At 62.9% G+C, this 19117-nt stretch carries 16 protein-coding genes; 1 reads left to right on the top strand and 15 read right to left on the bottom strand.

From position 1 onward, the window contains the following. Positions 1-9: 9 nt before the first annotated feature. The 12 genes from rpsC to rpsL form a co-directional block, all read right to left on the bottom strand. Positions 10-735 carry a 30S ribosomal protein S3 gene (gene rpsC, locus ACWAT4_RS16815; RefSeq protein ID WP_128951223.1) on the bottom strand — a complete coding sequence of 242 codons (726 nt, stop codon included), beginning with the start codon at positions 733-735 and terminating at the stop codon, positions 10-12. 18 nt (positions 736-753) lie between these two features. After that, positions 754-1143: a 50S ribosomal protein L22 gene (rplV, locus tag ACWAT4_RS16810; RefSeq protein WP_057745488.1), complete on the bottom strand. Its 390-nt coding sequence runs from the start codon at positions 1141-1143 to the stop codon at positions 754-756. A gap of 10 nt (positions 1144-1153) precedes the next feature. Further along, positions 1154-1432, bottom strand: coding sequence for a 30S ribosomal protein S19 (gene rpsS / locus ACWAT4_RS16805; protein ID WP_008136357.1), 279 nt, complete (start codon positions 1430-1432; stop codon positions 1154-1156). 12 nt (positions 1433-1444) lie between these two features. Next, the gene (gene rplB, locus ACWAT4_RS16800; protein ID WP_128951222.1) at positions 1445-2278 is read right to left on the bottom strand and encodes a 50S ribosomal protein L2; all 834 of its coding nucleotides are present in this window, start codon (positions 2276-2278) and stop codon (positions 1445-1447) included. Positions 2279-2290: 12 nt separating this feature from the next. After that, entirely contained in the window at positions 2291-2593 is a 303-nt protein-coding gene (locus tag ACWAT4_RS16795; RefSeq protein ID WP_027535292.1) for a 50S ribosomal protein L23, read from the bottom strand. Continuing rightward, positions 2590-3210: a 50S ribosomal protein L4 gene (gene rplD, locus ACWAT4_RS16790; RefSeq protein ID WP_011088150.1), complete on the bottom strand. Its 621-nt coding sequence runs from the start codon at positions 3208-3210 to the stop codon at positions 2590-2592. Before rplD ends, ACWAT4_RS16795 begins: the two co-directional genes overlap by 4 nt. Position 3211: 1 nt before the next feature. Further along, on the bottom strand, positions 3212-3928 hold the full coding sequence (gene rplC, locus ACWAT4_RS16785) for a 50S ribosomal protein L3 (protein WP_200293126.1): 717 nt from the start codon (positions 3926-3928) through the stop codon (positions 3212-3214). Positions 3929-3981: 53 nt separating this feature from the next. Next, a complete protein-coding gene (gene rpsJ / locus ACWAT4_RS16780; RefSeq protein ID WP_002712302.1) occupies positions 3982-4290 on the bottom strand; it encodes a 30S ribosomal protein S10 in 309 nt (102 codons plus the stop codon). A gap of 82 nt (positions 4291-4372) precedes the next feature. Next, positions 4373-5563, bottom strand: coding sequence for an elongation factor Tu (gene tuf, locus ACWAT4_RS16775; protein ID WP_212301602.1), 1191 nt, complete (start codon positions 5561-5563; stop codon positions 4373-4375). 40 nt (positions 5564-5603) lie between these two features. After that, positions 5604-7676, bottom strand: a complete 2073-nt coding sequence (gene fusA / locus ACWAT4_RS16770) for an elongation factor G (protein WP_018322261.1) — start codon at positions 7674-7676, stop codon at positions 5604-5606. A gap of 30 nt (positions 7677-7706) precedes the next feature. Continuing rightward, complete coding sequence (rpsG, locus tag ACWAT4_RS16765) at positions 7707-8177, bottom strand: 30S ribosomal protein S7 (RefSeq protein ID WP_449730949.1); 471 nt, start codon at positions 8175-8177, stop codon at positions 7707-7709. Positions 8178-8192: 15 nt separating this feature from the next. Beyond that, on the bottom strand, positions 8193-8564 hold the full coding sequence (gene rpsL / locus ACWAT4_RS16760) for a 30S ribosomal protein S12 (RefSeq protein WP_007603006.1): 372 nt from the start codon (positions 8562-8564) through the stop codon (positions 8193-8195). 663 nt (positions 8565-9227) lie between these two features. Here rpsL and ACWAT4_RS16755 point away from each other — a divergent pair. Then, the gene (locus ACWAT4_RS16755) at positions 9228-10478 is read left to right on the top strand and encodes an FAD-dependent oxidoreductase (protein ID WP_449730948.1); all 1251 of its coding nucleotides are present in this window, start codon (positions 9228-9230) and stop codon (positions 10476-10478) included. Here ACWAT4_RS16755 and ACWAT4_RS16750 read toward each other — a convergent pair. The 3 genes from ACWAT4_RS16750 to rpoC all read right to left on the bottom strand — a co-directional run bounded on the left by ACWAT4_RS16750 (position 10394) and on the right by rpoC (position 19008). Next, entirely contained in the window at positions 10394-12421 is a 2028-nt protein-coding gene (locus tag ACWAT4_RS16750) for an ABC transporter ATP-binding protein (RefSeq protein ID WP_449730947.1), read from the bottom strand. The two genes, ACWAT4_RS16755 and ACWAT4_RS16750, sit on opposite strands and share 85 nt — an antisense overlap. Positions 12422-12555: 134 nt before the next feature. Then, a complete protein-coding gene (locus ACWAT4_RS16745) occupies positions 12556-14619 on the bottom strand; it encodes an FAD-dependent oxidoreductase (RefSeq protein ID WP_212425067.1) in 2064 nt (687 codons plus the stop codon). A 192-nt stretch (positions 14620-14811) separates the two neighbouring features. Next, positions 14812-19008: a DNA-directed RNA polymerase subunit beta' gene (gene rpoC, locus ACWAT4_RS16740; RefSeq protein ID WP_212301606.1), complete on the bottom strand. Its 4197-nt coding sequence runs from the start codon at positions 19006-19008 to the stop codon at positions 14812-14814. Positions 19009-19117: the final 109 nt, after the last annotated feature.

The following is a 19117-nucleotide window of genomic DNA, read 5'->3' as shown; positions in this document are numbered from 1 at the left end:
TGTGCGGCTTTAGGCTGCAGCATTGTCGCGGCGCCCACGGCCACCACGATCACCGCTGCCACCCGTCTCGCCTTCGGCCATTCTCTTGTCCTGGGCCATCGGATCGTGCTCGAGGATCTCGCCCTTGAAGATCCAGACCTTGACGCCGCAGGTGCCGAAGGTCGTGAACGCGGTCGCAACGCCGTAGTCGATGTCGGCGCGCAGCGTGTGCAGCGGCACGCGACCTTCGCGGTACCACTCCATGCGCGCGATTTCCGCACCGCCCAGACGACCCGAGCAGTTGATGCGGATGCCTTCCGCGCCGAGACGCATCGCCGACTGCACGGCGCGCTTCATGGCACGGCGGAACGCCACGCGGCGCTCCAGCTGCTGCGCGATCGACTCGGCCACCAGCGTCGCATCGAGCTCCGGCTTGCGGATTTCGACGATGTTGATGACGACGTCGGACGAGGTGATGTCCGCGACCTTCTTGCGAAGCTTGTCGATGTCGGCGCCCTTCTTGCCGATCACCACGCCCGGACGAGCCGAGTGAATGGTGACGCGGCACTTCTTGTGCGGACGCTCGATCACGATGCGGGCGACGGCCGCCTGCTTGAGCTCCTTGTGCAGGATCTCGCGAATCTTGACGTCCTCGTGCAGCAGCTTGCCGTATTCCTGCTTGCCGGCGAACCAGCGGGAATCCCAGGTCCGGTTGATGCCGAGACGCAGACCGATCGGATTGATCTTTTGACCCATCGTTTTCTCCTGCGACCCTTAAGCCGCTGCTGCTTCGGCTTCGACCTGACGAACAATGATCGTCAGCTGCGAAAATGGTTTGTAGACACGGCCCGAGCGGCCGCGGCCGCGGGCGGCAAAGCGCTTCATCACGAGGCCGTTGCCGACGAAGGCCTGCGCCACGACGAGATCGTCGACGTCGAGGTCATGGTTGTTCTCGGCATTGGCGATAGCCGATTCCAGGCACTTCTTCACGTCAACCGCGATCCGCTTGCGCGAAAACTGCAGGTCGGCGAGCGCAGCGGAAGCCTTCCGGCCGCGAATGAGCTGGGCGACCAGGTTGAGCTTCTGCGGGCTCACCCGCAGCATCCGGGCGACCGCCTTGGCCTCGTTCTCGGCGAGGCTCCGTTCGCGCTTAGGTTTGCTCATCGTTTAATCCTCAAGCCTTCTTGGCTTTCTTGTCGCCGGAGTGGCCATGGAAGGTCCGGGTCGGCGAGAACTCGCCGAACTTGTGACCGACCATTTCCTCGTTGACGGCCACCGGCACGTGCTTCTGACCGTTGTAGACGCCGAAGGTCAGGCCGACGAACTGCGGCAGGATCGTCGAGCGACGGCTCCAGATCTTGATGACGTCGTGACGGCCGGACGCGCGCGCGGCATCTGCCTTCTTGAGCAGAGAACCCTCGACGAACGGGCCTTTCCAGACTGAACGAACCATGTCCGTCGTTCCTTACTTCTTCCGCTTGTGGCGGCTTAGGAGAATGAATTTGTTGGTCGACTTGTTGGAGCGGGTCTTCTTGCCCTTGGTCGGCTTGCCCCACGGGGTGACCGGGTGGCGACCGCCCGAGGTACGACCTTCACCACCGCCGTGCGGATGGTCGATCGGGTTCATCGAAACGCCGCGGTTATGCGGCTTACGGCCCAACCAACGGTTGCGGCCGGCCTTGCCGATCGAGGTGTTCATGTGGTCCGGGTTCGACACCGCACCGATCGTGCCGCGGCACCGTCCGTGCACCAACCGCTGCTCACCCGAGTTCAGACGGATGATGACGTAGTCCTGGTCGCGACCGACGAGCTGGGCGTAGGTACCGGCGGAACGGGCGAGCTGGCCGCCCTTCCCGATCTTGACCTCGATGTTGTGGATGATCGTGCCGACCGGCATGTTGCCGAGCGGCATGACGTTGCCCGGCTTCACGTCGACATAGTTGCCGGCCACCACCGAATCGCCGACCGCCAAGCGTTGCGGCGCCAGGATATAGGCCTGAGTGCCGTCTTCATACTTGACCAGCGCGATGAACGCGGTGCGGTTCGGATCGTATTCCAGCCGCTCGACGGTCGCGGGCGCGTCGACCTTGTCGCGCTTGAAGTCGACGATGCGCAGCGTCTGCTTGTGACCGCCGCCGCGGAAGCGCACGGTGATGCGACCGGTGTTGTTGCGACCACCCGAGGAGTGCTTGCCTTCGGTGAGCGCCTTGACCGGCTTGCCCTTGTAGAGGGCTGAACGATCGACCATGACCAGCTGGCGCTGGCCCGGTGTCGTGGGATTGAATTTCTTCAGTGCCATCGTCGTGCGACCTTACAGACCGGTGGTCACGTCGATCCGATGACCCTCTTCGAGGGTCACGATCGCGCGCTTGGTGTTCGACTGCGAGCCGAGATTGCCGCGGAAGACCTTGGTCTTGCCCTTGCGGACCAGCGTGTTGACGCTCTTGACCTTGACGTCAAACAGCTTCTCGATCGCTTCCTTGATCTGCGGCTTGGTCGCCTTCGCGGCCACCTTGAACAGAACCTTGTTGTGCTCGGACGCCAGCGTCGCCTTTTCGGTGACGACCGGGGCGACGATCACGTCGTAGTGGCGGGCCTCGATGTTCTTCGTCATTTGAAGCGCGCCTCCAGCGCATCGATGGCGGCCTTGGTCAGAACGAGCTTCTGACGGCGCAGGATGTCATAGACGTTGATGCCCTGGATCGGCAGCACGTCCATGTTCGGGATGTTGCGGGCTGCAGCGGCAAAGCCGTTGTTGAGCTCGGCGCCGTCGATGATCAGCGCGTTGGTCAGACCGAGGCCCGAGAAGTGACCGAGCAGCGCCTTGGTCTTCGCGGCTTCCAGCGCGGCCTTGTCGATCACGAGCAGATCGCCGTCCTTGGCCTTGGCCGAGAGCGCATGCTTCAGAGCGAGCGCACGGACCTTCTTCGGCAAGTCGGTGGCGTGCGAACGCACGACCGGACCGAAGGCACGACCGCCGCCGCGGAACTGCGGCACGCGGGCCGAGCCGTGACGAGCACCGCCGGTGCCCTTCTGCTTGTACATCTTCTTGCCGGTGCGCCAGATCTCGGCGCGCCCCTTGGCCTTGTGAGTGCCGGCCTGACGCTTGTTGAGCTGCCACTGCACGCAACGCGCAATGATGTCCTGGCGCGGCTCAAGGCCGAAAATGGCGTCGGAGAGCTGGACCGAGCCCGCTTCCTTGCCCTCGAGGGTGGTGACCTTCAATTCCATCTCACGCACCCTCTTGCTGGGCCGCAGCCTCGGCTTCGCCGCCCGCAACCTTGAACTTGCCGGGCTTCGGAGCATCCTTCGGCAGCGGCTTCTTGACGGCGTCGCGCACACGGATCCAGCCGCCCTTGGAGCCGGGAACGGCGCCTTCGACGAGGATCAGGCCACGCTCGACGTCGAGCTGAACGACGCGGAGGTTGAGCGTGGTGATGCGGTCGACACCCATGTGGCCGGGCATCTTCTTGTTCTTCCAGGTCTTGCCGGGGTCCTGACGACCACCGGTCGAACCGATCGAACGGTGCGAGACCGACACACCGTGCGTGGCGCGCAGACCGCCGAAGTTCCAGCGCTTCATACCGCCGGCGAAGCCCTTACCCACCGAGGTGCCGGTGACGTCGACGAACTGGCCGACGACGAAGTGGTCGGCCAGGATCTCGGCGCCCACGGGGATCATGGCATCCGCGGAGACGCGGAATTCCTCGACCTGCCGCTTCGGCTCGACCTTGGCGACCGCGAACTGGCCGCGCTCTGCCTTGGGCATGTACACGGTCTTGCGGCTGCCAGAACCAAGCTGGAGCGCGACATAACCGTTCTTCTCTTCAGTGCGGTGGCCTACGACCTGGCAATTGCCGAGCTTCAGCACGGTCACGGGGATATGTTCGCCGGCCTCTGTAAAGACCCGCGTCATCCCGACCTTTTGTGCGATCACTCCGGAGCGCATCGGCGTGCTTCCTGTTCTTTCTGTCCGCTAGGTGCGAACGTGATCCAAAAATCTTAGAGCTTGATCTCGACGTCGACACCGGCGGCCAGGTCGAGCTTCATCAAAGCATCGACGGTCTGCGGGGTCGGATCGACGATGTCGAGCAGACGCTTGTGGGTGCGCATCTCGAACTGTTCGCGGCTCTTCTTGTCGACGTGGGGCGAACGGTTGACGGTGAACTTCTCGATGCGGGTGGGCAGCGGAATGGGTCCGCGGACCTGCGCACCGGTGCGCTTCGCCGTGTTCACGATCTCGCGGGTCGACGTATCGAGGATACGATGGTCGAACGCTTTGAGACGGATGCGAATATTTTGGCCGTTCATTGCCGTGGTCTCTCTTCGTTGGGTGGCGAATAGCGAATAGCGAATGTCACCATTCGCTACTCGCCGATCCCTATTCTCGTAATTACTCGATGATCGAAGCGACGACGCCGGCGCCGACGGTGCGGCCACCTTCGCGGATCGCGAAGCGGAGCTTCTCTTCCATCGCGATCGGCACGATCAGGTGCACTTCCATCGCGATGTTGTCGCCCGGCATCACCATCTCGGTACCTTCCGGCAGATGCACGACACCGGTCACGTCGGTGGTGCGGAAGTAGAACTGCGGACGGTAGTTGGTGAAGAACGGGGTGTGGCGACCGCCCTCTTCCTTGGTGAGGATGTAAGCCTCAGCCTTGAACTTGGTGTGCGGCTTGACCGAACCCGGCTTGCACAGCACCTGGCCGCGCTCGACGTCTTCACGCTTGGTGCCGCGGAGCAGCGCACCGATGTTGTCGCCGGCCTGGCCCTGATCGAGCAGCTTGCGGAACATTTCGACGCCGGTGACGGTGGTCTTCTGGGTGGCGCGGAGACCGACGATCTCGATTTCCTCGCCGACCTTGACGATGCCGCGCTCGACACGGCCGGTCACGACGGTGCCGCGGCCCGAGATCGAGAACACGTCTTCAACCGGCATCAGGAACGGCTGGTCGATCGGACGCTCCGGCTGCGGGATGTAGCTGTCGACGTTCTTCATCAGCTCGATGATGGCGTCGTGGCCGAGCTTCTTGTCCGAGTCTTCGAGAGCGGCGAGCGCCGAACCCTTGATGATCGGGATCTTGTCGCCCGGGAAGTCGTACTTCGAGAGCAGCTCGCGGACTTCGAGCTCGACGAGCTCGAGCAGTTCCGGATCGTCGACCATGTCGCACTTGTTGAGGAACACGACCAGCGCGGGCACGCCGACCTGGCGGGCGAGCAGGATGTGCTCGCGGGTCTGCGGCATCGGGCCGTCGGCGGCCGACACGACCAGGATCGCACCGTCCATCTGGGCGGCGCCGGTGATCATGTTCTTCACGTAGTCGGCGTGGCCGGGGCAGTCGACGTGGGCGTAGTGGCGGTTCGGCGTCTCGTACTCGACGTGCGCGGTCGAGATGGTGATGCCGCGCGCCTTCTCTTCCGGCGCCTTGTCGATCTGGTCGTACGCGGTGAACGTCGCACCGCCGGCTTCGGCGAGAACCTTGGTGATCGCCGCGGTCAGCGACGTCTTGCCATGGTCGACGTGACCGATGGTGCCGATGTTGCAGTGCGGCTTGTTACGTTCAAACTTTGCTTTGGCCATTTGACTCTCCGTTCAATCGTCAGCTTTAGACCGACGACAATCAGGCAAACTTCTTTTGGACTTCTGCCGACACGTTAGCCGGCGCTTCTGCGTAGTGATCGAACTGCATGGTGAAGGTCGCGCGCCCCTGGCTCATCGAGCGCAGGTTGTTCACGTAACCAAACATGTTCATGAGCGGCACCATCGCGTTGATGACGTTGGCGTTGCCGCGCATGTCCTGCCCCTGGATCTGACCGCGCCGGGAATTCAGATCGCCAATGACCGAACCGGTGTAGTCTTCCGGGGTCACCACCTCGACCTTCATGATCGGCTCGAGCAGGACGGACTTGCCCTTCTGCAGCGCCTCGCGGAAAGCCGCGCGCGATGCGATTTCGAAGGCGAGCGCCGACGAGTCGACGTCGTGATACTTGCCGTCGACGAGCTGCACCTTGACGTCGACCACGGGGAAGCCCGCGACCACGCCAGAGCTCATCACACTGTTGAGGCCCTTTTCGACGCCGGGGATGTATTCCTTCGGCACCGCGCCGCCGACGATCTTCGACTCGAACTCGTAACCCTTGCCGGGCTCGTTCGGCTCGACGACGATCGACACTTCGGCGAACTGACCGGTACCGCCGGTCTGCTTCTTGTGGGTGTACTTGACCTCGGCCTTCTTGGTGACACGCTCACGGAACGCAACCTGCGGCGCGCCGATGTTGGCATCGACCTTGTAGGTACGCTTGAGAATGTCGACCTTGATGTCGAGATGGAGTTCGCCCATGCCCTTGAGGATGGTCTGGCCGGACTCCTGGTCGGTCGACACGCGGAAGGACGGATCCTCCGCAGCGAGCTTCGCCAGCGCCACGCCCAGCTTTTCCTGGTCGGCCTTGGACTTCGGCTCGATCGCGATCTCGATGACCGGCTCGGGGAATTCCATCTTTTCCAGGATCACCTGCTTGTCGGGGTCGCACAGCGTGTCACCGGTGCGCGCTTCCTTCAGGCCGGCCAGCGCGACGATGTCGCCGGCATAGGCTTCCTTGATGTCTTCGCGGTTGTTCGCATGCATCAGCAGCATGCGCCCGATGCGCTCCTTCTTCTCGCGGGTCGAGTTCACGACGCCGGTGCCGCTCTGCAGGACGCCGGAGTAGATGCGGCAGAAGGTGATGGTGCCGACGAACGGGTCGTCCATGATCTTGAACGCGAGCAGCGCGAGCGGCTCCTTGTCATCGGCCTTGCGCACGACCTCGTTGCCGCGGTCGTCGGTGCCCTTGATCGCAGGCACGTCGATCGGCGACGGCAGATAGTCGACGACGGCGTCGAGCAGCGGCTGCACGCCCTTGTTCTTGAAGGCCGAACCGCACAGCACGGGATAGAACGCGCCGGTGAGCACCGCCTTGCGGATCAGTCGCTTCAGCGTCTCTTCGTCCGGCTCCTTGCCGTCGAGATAGGCAGCCATGGCATCGTCGTCGAGCTCGACGGCGGCTTCCACCATCTTCTCGCGGTATTCCTTGGCCTGCTCGACCAGATCTTCGGGAATATCGACATAGTCGAACTTCGCGCCGAGCGATTCATCGTTCCAGATGATGCCCTGCATCTTCACGAGGTCAACGAGACCCTTGAAGTTGTTCTCGGCGCCGATCGGAAGCTGGATCGCAATCGGCTTGGCACCAAGGCGATCAACGATGTCGGCCAGACACTTGAAGAAGTCGGCGCCGGTCTTGTCCATCTTGTTGGCGAAGACGATGCGCGGAACCTTGTACTTGTCGCCCTGGCGCCAAACGGTCTCGGTCTGGGGCTCAACGCCCTGGTTCGAGTCGAGCACGCAGACGGCGCCGTCGAGCACGCGCAGCGAACGCTCGACTTCGATGGTGAAGTCGACGTGGCCAGGGGTGTCGATGATGTTCAGGCGCTTGCCGGCCCAGAACGCGGTGGTCGCAGCCGAGGTGATCGTGATGCCACGCTCCTGCTCCTGCTCCATCCAGTCCATCGTCGCGGCACCTTCGTGCACTTCGCCGATCTTGTGGCTCTTGCCGGTGTAATAGAGGATGCGCTCGGTCGTCGTGGTCTTGCCGGCATCGATATGCGCCATGATACCGAAGTTGCGGTAATTCTCTATGGCATGAACGCGAGGCATGGGCTGTTCCTTAGATTCCGTGTTTCGCCGTTACCAGCGATAGTGCGAGAAGGCGCGGTTGGCTTCCGCCATCCGGTGCACGTCTTCGCGCTTCTTGACGGCGTTGCCACGGTTGTTCGATGCATCCAGGAGCTCGGCCGAAAGCCGCTCCGTCATCGTCTTCTCGTTACGCTCGCGCGCCGCCGAGATCAGCCAGCGGATGCCCAGCGCCTGACGGCGGGTCGAGCGAACTTCGACCGGGACCTGGTAGGTCGCACCACCGACGCGGCGGGAGCGCACTTCGATCGTCGGCATGACGTTCTCGAGCGCCTGCTCGAACACGCCGAGCGGGTTCTGCTTGGTCTTGCTTTCGATGAGCCCGAACGCACCGTAGACGATGCCTTCGGCGACCGACTTCTTGCCGGCGTACATCACCGAGTTCATGAACTTCGTGACGACGATGTTCCCGAACTTCGGATCGGGAAGAACTTCGCGCTTTTCCGCTGAGTGGCGACGAGACATTGAGCTGGTTCCCGCTTACTTCGGACGCTTGGCGCCGTACTTCGAACGACGCTGCTTACGGTTCTTGACGCCCTGGGTATCCAGTACGCCGCGGAGGATGTGGTAGCGCACGCCGGGCAAGTCCTTGACGCGACCGCCGCGGATCATGACCACCGAGTGCTCCTGGAGGTTATGGCCTTCACCGGGGATGTAACCGATCACCTCGAAACCGTTGGTCAGGCGCACCTTGGCGACCTTACGAAGCGCCGAGTTCGGCTTCTTCGGGGTCGTCGTATAGACGCGGGTGCAAACACCACGCTTCTGTGGCGACTGCTGCAGCGCCGGCACCTTCTTGCGCGACTTCTGCACTTCACGCGGTTGAGCGATCAGCTGGTTGATCGTCGGCATCCTGGCCTTACCCTTTGTTATCGCAACCCCTTGCGGGTCTGCTGTCTTGCCGCGGCCCATTGGGACCGCAAATTCTTTCGAGCTACCCGCTCGCCGGGGCCCGCCCTGCGCAGAACAATCCACACAAAGCGAAATCGCGCCAACCGCCCATCGCTGAGTGGAAAGCGCTTCGACGCCACAGAGGACCGCAGTATTGAGGCCGATCAGCGTAAAGCCGCGGCCCGCGCACTGAGGTCATGCATCCGAATTCGGTCTCACGAGAACAGGCTCGAGAGACCTAAAATCGCACTGGCATTGCCTAGCTATTATCGACAGCGTTTGAGCGGCATTCGTCGAGGTTGGTGCCCGTTTTGCGATCCCTGAGGATCAACGGGTGGCCCGTTCCGACGTTGGCAATGCTCACCGCCTGTCGTTAAGTGAGGCGCTTTCTATAAGTGAGAATCGATCAAGTCAAGGCGAAACGACAGTCACAAAGCGCTTCTCGCACCTTGGGAAATCGCCCGCTTGGCGCCCTCACTGCGCGCCCCGGATATGGGAAGGAAGCGCAGGTTCCGCTAGCCCTAGACCGGTTTATATCCGGGTGAAATATACTTTTATAACCAATGCTAAGGCTTTTTTTCCTGTTGATGCGTCAATCTGCCGCCTTCGGCAGAGACAGGCGCCATGCGGTACACCGACATTGCCATCATCGGCGGGGGACTCGCCGGATCAACGGCCGCCGCGATGCTCGGGCGCGCCGGCATTTCGGCGGTGCTGATCGACCCGCACGAGGCCTATCCAGCCGATTTTCGCGTCGAGAAACTCAGCGGTCATGGGCAAGTCGAGCGATTCCAGCGCACGGGAATCGCCGACTCAGTCCTGCGCCGTGCGACTTTCTCCGGCGAGAACTGGATCGCGCGCTTCGGTCATCTCCTCGACAAGGCGCCAAGCCGGCAGTTCAACATCCTCTACGATTCCCTGGTTAACGCGATCCGCGACGAGATTCCCGACACAATCGAGCGAATCTGGAGCAAGGCGGTGTCGGTCGAGACCAGCACCGAGCGGCAGAGAATCGCGCTCGGCAACGACGAGACGATCTCAGCCCGTCTGGTCGTGCTCGCCAACGGCCTGAACGTCGGCCTGCGCCACCAGCTTGGTATCAAGCGAACCGTCATCAGCGCCTGCCATTCGATCTCGATCGGCTTCGACGTGGTGCCGGCCGGGCGGAATTCGTTCGACTTCCCGGCCCTGACCTATTTCTCGGAGCATCCAAGCGACCGCATCCCCTACATCTCGCTGTTTCCGGTCGGCACCCGGATGCGGGCCAATCTGTTCGTGTATCGCGGCTTCGACGATCCCTGGCTGCGCGAATTTCGCCGTGCGCCGGCCGAGACGTTGAACGCCGCCCTGCCCCGGCTCAAGCGCATCACCGGTCCGTTCGACATCATCGGCGAGATGAAGATCCGCCCGGTCGATCTCTATGTGAACGACTCCAGTCACCAACCGGGCGTGGTGCTGGCGGGCGACGCTTTCGCGACCTCCTGCCCCGTTGCCGGCACCGGCTGCGACAAGGTGTTCACCGACGTCGAGCGGCTCTGCAATGTCCACATCCCGCAATGGCTTGCGTCCGACGGGATGGATACGGGCAAGATCGCCGCCTTCTACGCCGATCCGGTCAAGCGGGCCTGCGACCAATGGGCGGCAGCCAAAGCCTTCGACTTCCGCTCGGTTTCGGTTGCGACGAACCCCTACTGGACCGCACAGCGCTGGGCGCGCTTCATGGCGTGGTCGACCCAGGGATTATTGCGGAGGCTCGGAGGCGCGTTCCATCTCGAGCCGAACTTCCTCGGTCACTCCTCGTCGTCCTCGTCCTCATCATCCTCGTCGAGGTCATCCTCATCGTCTTCGTCATCGTCGCTATCGTCGTCGGCCTGAGCGGCCGCGCCGTGGGGCTGATGGATCTGGTCGTTCCACAGCTTGCGATAGGTGCCGTTCCTGGCGAGCAGCTCGGCATGCGAGCCGCGCTCGATCGCCCTGCCCCCTGAAATCACGATGATCTCGTCCATCTCGACCACCGACGTCAGGCGGTGTGTCGACCAGATCATGGTGCGGCCCTTGGCGACCTTGAGCAAGGTGCGGTTGATCGCGGCCTCCGTGGTCTGGTCGAGCGCCGAGGTGGCTTCATCGAGCAGCAGCACGGAGGGATTGCGGATGATCGCGCGCGCGATCGCGAGGCGCTGGCGCTGGCCGCCCGAAAGCGTATCGCCACGCTCGCCGACCGGGGTGTCGTAGCGTTGCGGCAGGCTCATGATGTAGCGGTGGATCTCCGCCTTCTTGGCAGCGTCCTCCACCTCCTCGTCAGTCGCACCCTCCTTGCCGAGCCGGATGTTCTCGCGGATCGACATGTTGAACAACATGTTCTCCTGGAACACCACTGCCATGCTCCGGCGCAGCGAATCCAGCGTTACCTTGCGGACGTCGACACCATCGATGGTGACACGCCCCTCGTCCGGCACGTAGAGCCGCAGGATCAGATTGAGCAGCGTGCTCTTGCCGGAGCCGGAGGGACCGACGATGGCGATGCTCTTGCCGACATTGAGCTTGAGGCTGAGATTGTCCAGCACCGGCGTCTGGCCGCCCTCGTACTGGAACGTCACGTGGTCGAAGGTGATGTCGTTGGTGATGCGCGGCAGATCGGGCGCGCCGGGGCGATCGGCGCCCCGCGTCGGCTCGTCAAGCAACTCCTGGATGTGGCGGATCGCAGCGGCCGAGGAAATCGACACCGGAATGAAGTGCATCACGTGGGCGATGTTGTAGGAGACCTCCCAGAACGCGCTCTCGAAGGTGACGAAGGTGCCGATGGTGATCTGGCCCTTGGTCGCCAGATAGGCACCGATCGCAAGCACGACGAGGTGCAGCAGCAGCACCGAGATGGTGACCGTCCGTTCCACCATCGTCGACAGGAACCCGGCGGCCGCAATCCTGTTGCGGGTCTCGTCGTTGCGGAAGTTGAAGAAGCCGAACATCTTGCGCTGCAGGCTGAACGCCTTGATCACGGCCTGCGCCGCCACGTTCTCCTGCACCATGCCGAGCAGCGCGCTTTCGTTGAGCTTCTGCTCGTAATTGGCCTGCACCGCCTTCGGCGTCAGGATGCGCGGGCCGATCAGCGTGATCGGAAACACCAGCAGCGCGACCACCGCGAGCTGCCAGTTCAGGAACAGCATCAGGATGATGCCGGCGATCAACTCCAGGAACGGCAGCGCGGCACTGTTGGCAAAGGTCTTGACCGAGCCTTCGAAGGCCGAGAGGTCGACCGAGAAGCGCGACAGGATCTCGCCGCGCTTGGTGCGCCCGAAATAGGCCGCCGGCAGGTCCTGGACGTGCTCGAACAGGCGCTTGCGGACGTCGGAGATGACGCAGGCCGCCAGCCGCGCGTCCCAGCGCTCGTACCAGACCGCGACGATCGAGGTGAAGATGCCGGCGACCGCGAGCACGCCGAGGATCTTGTACAGCGCCTGGAAATCCTCCTCGCCGAGCGCATCGTCGATGAGGAACTTGAGGCTGAGCGGCATGATGACGTTGAACAGCGTCTCGACCAGAACGCCGAACGCCACATAGCCCAGGATGCGCTTGTAATTGGACAGGAACGGCTTGACGAAGCCTAGGATGGTCGCAAGCGCGCCGGCGGCTTCCCGGGCGGTAAAGACGACGAGATCCTCGTCATCATCGTCGTCAAGTTCGAGCTCGTCGTCCTCGTCTTCGTCGTCCGCGTCGTCTTCCGACTCGGGCTCGTGACCGGCGGCAAGCTTGTCCTCGAGCTCGGCTGCCTCTTGCGCGGCGAGCTTCTGTTTGTCGGGAGAGAGGGGCTTGGACGCCATGAAACCAACCGATGCTGACGGCCGGCATGACCGCAGAGAAAGCAGGGAAATAGCGGAGCGCCGCTATGACACCGATTCTATGCGATCAGGATGAATTCGGCAAAACAATTGGCGAATTCATCCGCCCTGTGATTCTAGTCGTCGTCTTCGTCCTCGACCTTGTCGAAGAAGGAATAGCGCAGGCTGTCGGCGTCGGCATACCACTGCCCCGGCCCCTTGTTGGCGGCGAGCGTCGCGGTCCAGAGCGCGTCGGTGCAGTCCTTGCGGTGCATCGACAGATCGAAACCATTGCCGAAGAACAGTTCAGACCATTCCCACCAGGTGCCGAGCTTCTTGACCCCGCGCAGCAGATCATAGCGGTCGATCACGGCTGATGCCATGTCCGAGGTGATCGAGCCGAACACGAGGCCGGTCTTGACCACGCGGTTCAACTCACGGATCGCGCGGACCACCTGCTTCGGGGCCACATGGCAGAGGCTGGTCTCGAACACGTAGTCGAACGCGCCATCCTTGAACGGCATGTCGGTGATCGAACCGAGCTTGTTGTACTTCTTCAGCGCCTTCGGCGTCTTGGCATGAATGGCGCGGTTGTTCTCGATGCCCCAGGCATCGATGCCGCGCTCACGCAGCGCGCCGACCAGTTCGCCACTGGCAGAGCCTGCAACCAGGAGCTTGGCACCTCTCGCCTTGCCCCAGACGATGCCGATCAGCCTGGTCAGATAGTCGGGATCGGTGAAGTGGCTCCACGCCTCGCTATAGGGCCCGAGGCCGCGATAATTATCGAAATAGTCGCGGTCGATCTTGTCGGAGATCGGCTCGCCGTCCTCCTGCGCGCGCTCGCGGCGCAGCCGCATCATCTCGGTCAGGATAATGTCGGTCGCCGCATCCGAGGAGTCGAGCAGGCCGTTCAGCGTGGAGTCGAACAGATAATCGCCGACCACGACGATGCCGGGATGCTCCTTCGGCTCGGGCCGGTGATTGGTCATGACGTCGCGCACCGGCAGACCGCCCGGGATCGCGTTCACCGACGACAGCCAGCGGTGGATCTTGCCTTCCATGAAATGCGCACGCGCATTGCCGAGCGAGGCCGGCAGCGATTTCAGTGCGGCGTCGATCAGCTCCTGGTCCGACAGATTGGCGAAGGCCAGCGCATCGGAGCCGGGGATGAGCCAGTTCAGGACGCCGTGCTTGCCGACGTCATGGCGTGCGCCCTCGTTGTAGACGCAGCAGCCGCCGAATGCTTCCGACATGAACCAGGCGCCAGGAATCTTGTCGCCCCAGAACGGGGAGTCGAACAGGATCGAAACGCGCAGGTAGTGCGCGGGACGGTCGAAATAGGCGACGTGCTTGACCATCGACTTGCGCAGCTGCTCGCCTTCCCACCCCATCGTGGAGAGCCAGGAATGCGGCAGGCAGACCAGCACGAGATCGAAGTCGCGCGTCTCCGGTCCCTTCCCGTTCATCATCTTGAGTTGATAGCGGCCGGTCGCCGCCTTGCCGACCGCGAGGACGCGATGATTGAGCTGGATGTCGGCATTGACCTCCGACTGCAGGCATTCGATCAGCTGCTCGTTGCCGTTCTGGATGGAATAGAGGCCGATATAGCCGTCGACATCCATCAGATAGTTCTTGAGCGCGTTGAGGCCGTTGGTGTTGTGGCTCTCGGTTGCGATGTCCGAGCGCGCCATCACCTTGAAGAAACGCTTTGCGGTCTCGTCCTCGACCTCCTCGTCGAGCACCTGCTCGGCGGTCTTGTAGGCCCAGGGGTTCTCGTTGTCGTGCGCGCCGACGCCCTCGTAATATTCGATTGGCGACATCGCTTCGGCACAGCGCTTGCGGAAGGCCTCGATCGCAGCCGCGGTCTTGGCGCCGTATTTGCGGCGCATGCCGGGGACGTCGTTCAGCAGTTCGCCGCCAAGGTGCACCTGCTCGGCGTCCATCGGAATGGTCTGAAGTCCGAAATGCTGGATCAGCTCGCGCAGCGGATCGGGACCCGTCATCGAGTAGTCGTAGATCTCGGCAACGCCGGCCTCGTACATCGCCGGGGCGGAATCGAATTTGCGCGTGACGATCTTGCCGCCAAGCCGGTCGGACGCTTCGTAGATGGTGATGCGGCAGAGGTCGCCGAGCTTACGCTTCAGGTACCAGGCGCTCATCAGCCCGCCGGGGCCGCCGCCTACGATTGCGAGATCAAGCATATCAGTTCCGTGGTCTCCGGCCCTGCCCCCGTCACGGGACCACCGGTCTAAGCTCCCCTAGCAGAAGCGCTTTTCTGACTGAAGGGAAGATGAACAAAGGTTGATCCCGCATCGCAACAGGTAATCAAAGCAGCAAAAAGGCCGGCTTTCGCCGGCCTTTTCGTTGTCCTCGGTATTCCTACGGATGAACCATCATTCCGCCGGCGGCAGCGCAGGAAGCTCGGCTTCCGGCGCCGGCGACACGACCGCCGCCTGCTTCTCGCGCTCGTCGAGAATCAGCTTGTCGCGCTTCATCGCGACTTCGCGGATCTTGGCCATGGAGGCGCCGGTGCCCGCCGGGATCAGCCGGCCGACGATGACGTTCTCCTTGAGGCCTTCGAGTGGATCGACCTTGCCGTTGACCGCCGCTTCCGTGAGGACGCGGGTGGTCTCCTGGAACGAGGCCGCCGAGAAGAAGGAGCGGGTCTGCAGGCTCGCCTTGGTGATGCCGAGCAGAACCGGCGTCCCCGTGGCGGGCTTCTTGCCCTCTTCCTTGGCCTTCTCGTTCAGCGCGTCGAACTCGATCTTGTCGACCTGCTCGCCGGAGATCATGTCCGTGTCGCCCTGGTCGGTGACTTCCACCTTCTGGAGCATCTGACGGACAATCACCTCGATGTGCTTGTCGTTGATGAGCACGCCCTGGAGCCGGTAGACCTCCTGGATCTCGTTGACCAGATAGGCCGCGAGCTCTTCGATGCCCTTGACCGCGAGAATGTCGTGCGGCGCCGGGTTGCCTTCCACGATGAAGTCGCCCTTTTCGACGACGTCGCCGTCCTGAAGGTGGATGTGCTTGCCCTTCGGGATCAGGTACTCGCGCGGCTCGTCGGTCTTGTCCATCGGCTCGATCGAGATGCGACGCTTGTTCTTGTAGTCGCGCCCAAACCGGATGGTGCCCGCGATTTCGGCGATGATCGCCGCATCCTTCGGACGCCGTGCCTCGAACAGTTCCGCCACCCGCGGCAGACCGCCGGTGATGTCACGCGTCTTGGCGCTTTCGGTCGAGACGCGGGCGAGAATGTCACCCGGGTTGACCTTGGCTCCGACGTCGACCGAGAGAATGGCGTCGACCGACAGCATGTAGCGAGCGTCGCCACCGCGGGCGAGCTTGAGCACCTTGCCGTCCTTGCCCTTCACCACGATGGCCGGACGCAGGTCCGAGCCGCCGCGGGTCGAGCGCCAATCGATGACCACGCGCTTGGCGATACCGGTGGCCTCGTCCAGCGTTTCCGAGATCGACTGGCCTTCGACCAGATCCTCGAAGCCGATGGTGCCTTCCACCTCAGTGAGAAGCGGACGGGTGTACGGGTCCCATTCGACGATGCGCTGGCCACGCTTGACCATGTCGCCTTCGTCGACGTGCAGGCGCGAACCGTACTGGACACGGTGCGTCGCACGCTCGGTGCCGTCGGCATCGACGACCGCCACCACCATGTTGCGCACCATCGCGACCAGATGACCTTCGCTGTTGCGGGCGATGGCCTTGTTCCGGATCACGATCTTGCCGTCGAAATTGGCTTCGACGAAAGACTGCTCGTTGAGCTGCGCCGCACCGCCGATGTGGAAGGTGCGCATGGTGAGCTGGGTGCCCGGCTCGCCGATCGACTGCGCCGCGATGACGCCGACCGCTTCGCCGTGGTTGACCGGCGTGCCGCGGGCGAGATCGCGACCGTAGCACTTGCCGCAGATGCCGTTGACGAGCTCGCAGGTCAGCGCCGAGCGGATCTTCACCTCCTGCACACCACCCTGCTGGATGGCGTCCAGGTGGCTTTCTTCCATCAGCGTGTCGCGCTTGATGATCACCTTGCCCGAGCTGTCACGAATGTCGTCGCAGGCCGTGCGTCCGAGGATGCGCGAACCGAGCGAAGCGACCACGGTGCCGGCATCGACGATGGCGCGCATCTTGATGCCGAGCTTGGTGCCGCAGTCGGACTGCGTGATGATGCAATCCTGCGCGACGTCGACCAGACGACGGGTCAGGTAGCCGGAGTTCGCGGTCTTCAACGCGGTGTCCGCGAGACCCTTACGGGCGCCGTGGGTCGAGTTGAAGTACTCGAGAACCGAGAGGCCTTCCTTGAAGTTCGAGATGATCGGCGTCTCGATGATCTCACCCGACGGCTTGGCCATCAGGCCGCGCATGCCGGCGAGCTGGCGCATCTGGGCCGGCGAACCGCGGGCACCGGAGTGAGCCATCATGTAGATCGAGTTGATGTCGGCATCAGCTCCGGCCGCCGTCTTCTTGGTGGCGGAGATCTCCTTCATCATCGCCTTGGCGATTTCTTCCGTGGCCTTCGACCAGGCGTCGACGACCTTGTTGTACTTCTCGCCGTGCGTGATCAGACCGTCGTTGTACTGCTGCTCGAAATCCTTCGCCAGCGTACGGGTGGTATCGACGATCTTCCACTTGCCGTGCGGCACGACCATGTCGTCCTTGCCGAACGAGATGCCGGCCTTGAACGCGTTGTAGAAGCCGAGCGCCATGATGCGGTCGCAGAAGATCACCGTCTCCTTCTGGCCGCAGTGACGGTAGACCTGGTCGATGACGCCCGAAATCTCGCGCTTGGTCATCAGCTTGTTGATGATCTCGTACGAAATCCGCGGGTTCTTCGGCAGCAGATTGCCGAGCATGACGCGCCCCGCGGTGGTCTCGATCCAGCGCTTGGAGACCTTGCCGGTCTCGTCCATGCCTTCCCACCGGTACTTGATCTTGGTGTGGAGGTGGATGACCTTCGCGTGCAGGGCGTGCTCGAGCTCGGCCATGTCGCCGAACAGCTTGCCCTCGCCGGGCAGGCCTTCGCGCATGATCGAGACGTAGTAGAGACCGAGCACGATGTCCTGCGACGGCACGATGATCGGCTGGCCGTTCGCGGGATGCAGGATGTTGTTGGTCGACATCATCAGCACGCGCGCTTCCAGCTGCGCTTCCAGCGACAGCGGGACGTGAACGGCCATCTGGTCGCCGTCGAAGTCGGCGTTGAACGCCGAGCAGACCAGCGGGTGAAGCTGGATCGCCTTGCCCTCGATCAGCACCGGCTCGAACGCCTGGATGCCCAGACGATGCAGCGTCGGCGCGCGGTTGAGCAGCACGGGATGCTCGCGGATCACCTCGTCCAGGATGTCCCAGACCTCGGGCCGCTCCTTCTCGACCAGCTTCTTCGCCTGCTTCACGGTGGTGGAGAGGCCCTTGGCGTCAAGACGCGAGTAGATGAACGGCTTGAACAGCTCGAGCGCCATCTTCTTCGGCAGGCCGCACTGATGCAGGCGCAGTTCGGGACCGACCACGATCACCGAACGGCCCGAATAGTCGACGCGCTTGCCGAGCAGGTTCTGGCGGAAGCGGCCCTGCTTGCCCTTCAGCATGTCGGCGAGCGACTTCAGCGGGCGCTTGTTGGCACCCGTGATGACGCGGCCGCGGCGGCCGTTGTCGAACAGCGCATCGACCGCTTCCTGAAGCATGCGCTTCTCGTTGCGGATGATGATGTCGGGCGCGCGCAGCTCCATCAGCCGCTTCAAGCGGTTGTTGCGGTTGATGACGCGGCGGTAGAGGTCGTTGAGGTCGGAGGTCGCGAAGCGGCCGCCGTCCAGCGGCACCAGCGGACGCAGGTCCGGCGGGATCACGGGAACGACGGTCAGGATCATCCATTCCGGCTTGTTGCCGGAGTGGCGGAAGGCCTCGACGATCTTCAGGCGCTTGGCGAGCTTCTTGTGCTTGATGTCGGAGTCGGTCTCCTGCATCTCGGCACGCAAAGACACTTCGAGCTTCTCGAGGTCCATGCCCTTGAGCAGCTCGCGGATCGCTTCCGCGCCGATCATGGCGGTGAAGGAATCCTGGCCGTACTCGTCCTGCGCCTTCAGGTACTCGTCTTCCGACAGCAGCTGACGGTCCTTCAGCGCGGTCAGGCCCGGCTCCAGCACGACGTAATATTCGAAGTAGAGGATCCGCTCGAGATCCTTCAGCGTCATGTCGAGCAGCAAGCCGATGCGCGACGGCAGCGACTTCAGGAACCAGATGTGGGCGACCGGAGCCGCGAGCTCGATATGGCCCATGCGCTCGCGCCGGACCCGCGAGAGCGTGACTTCGACCGAGCACTTCTCGCAGATGATGCCCTTGTACTTCATGCGCTTGTACTTGCCGCACAAGCACTCGTAATCCTTGATCGGCCCGAAGATGCGGGCGCAGAACAGGCCGTCGCGCTCGGGCTTGAAGGTACGGTAGTTGATGGTCTCCGGCTTCTTGATCTCGCCGTAGGACCAGGACAGAATCTTCTCCGGGGACGCGATCGAAATCCGGATCTGGTCGAAGACCTGAGCCGGCGTCGTCGGGTTAAAGAGATTCATAATTTCTTGGTTCATCGTCTTCTCCTCGCGTACCGGTCGCCTCCGGCCGCAAATTCGAAAATCACTCGAGCGGGGCGCCCTGCCCTCAAGGCATCGGGAGGGGCGCCAATGCCCGGCCGCGAAG

This window comes from Bradyrhizobium sp. T-1, assembly GCF_053592855.1.
Note: the sequence above shows the minus strand (reverse complement) of the source record. Positions and strands in the feature narration are given on the sequence as shown.

What these genes read in the sequence shown, in the direction of transcription:
- rplV (WP_057745488.1), bottom strand. Translation starts at nt 1,143, where the DNA reads ATGAGCAAACCTAAGCGCGAACGGAGCCTCGCCGAGAACGAGGCCAAG.
- rpsG (WP_449730949.1), bottom strand. Translation starts at nt 8,177, where the DNA reads ATGTCTCGTCGCCACTCAGCGGAAAAGCGCGAAGTTCTTCCCGATCCG.
- rpsC (WP_128951223.1), bottom strand. Translation starts at nt 735, where the DNA reads ATGGGTCAAAAGATCAATCCGATCGGTCTGCGTCTCGGCATCAACCGG.
- fusA (WP_018322261.1), bottom strand. Translation starts at nt 7,676, where the DNA reads ATGCCTCGCGTTCATGCCATAGAGAATTACCGCAACTTCGGTATCATG.
- ACWAT4_RS16745 (WP_212425067.1), bottom strand. Translation starts at nt 14,619, where the DNA reads ATGCTTGATCTCGCAATCGTAGGCGGCGGCCCCGGCGGGCTGATGAGC.
- rplD (WP_011088150.1), bottom strand. Translation starts at nt 3,210, where the DNA reads ATGGAATTGAAGGTCACCACCCTCGAGGGCAAGGAAGCGGGCTCGGTC.
- rpsL (WP_007603006.1), bottom strand. Translation starts at nt 8,564, where the DNA reads ATGCCGACGATCAACCAGCTGATCGCTCAACCGCGTGAAGTGCAGAAG.
- rpsJ (WP_002712302.1), bottom strand. Translation starts at nt 4,290, where the DNA reads ATGAACGGCCAAAATATTCGCATCCGTCTCAAAGCGTTCGACCATCGT.
- ACWAT4_RS16795 (WP_027535292.1), bottom strand. Translation starts at nt 2,593, where the DNA reads ATGACGAAGAACATCGAGGCCCGCCACTACGACGTGATCGTCGCCCCG.
- rpsS (WP_008136357.1), bottom strand. Translation starts at nt 1,432, where the DNA reads ATGGTTCGTTCAGTCTGGAAAGGCCCGTTCGTCGAGGGTTCTCTGCTC.
- rplB (WP_128951222.1), bottom strand. Translation starts at nt 2,278, where the DNA reads ATGGCACTGAAGAAATTCAATCCCACGACACCGGGCCAGCGCCAGCTG.
- rpoC (WP_212301606.1), bottom strand. Translation starts at nt 19,008, where the DNA reads ATGAACCAAGAAATTATGAATCTCTTTAACCCGACGACGCCGGCTCAG.
- ACWAT4_RS16755 (WP_449730948.1), top strand. Translation starts at nt 9,228, where the DNA reads ATGCGGTACACCGACATTGCCATCATCGGCGGGGGACTCGCCGGATCA.
- ACWAT4_RS16750 (WP_449730947.1), bottom strand. Translation starts at nt 12,421, where the DNA reads ATGGCGTCCAAGCCCCTCTCTCCCGACAAACAGAAGCTCGCCGCGCAA.
- rplC (WP_200293126.1), bottom strand. Translation starts at nt 3,928, where the DNA reads ATGCGCTCCGGAGTGATCGCACAAAAGGTCGGGATGACGCGGGTCTTT.
- tuf (WP_212301602.1), bottom strand. Translation starts at nt 5,563, where the DNA reads ATGGCCAAAGCAAAGTTTGAACGTAACAAGCCGCACTGCAACATCGGC.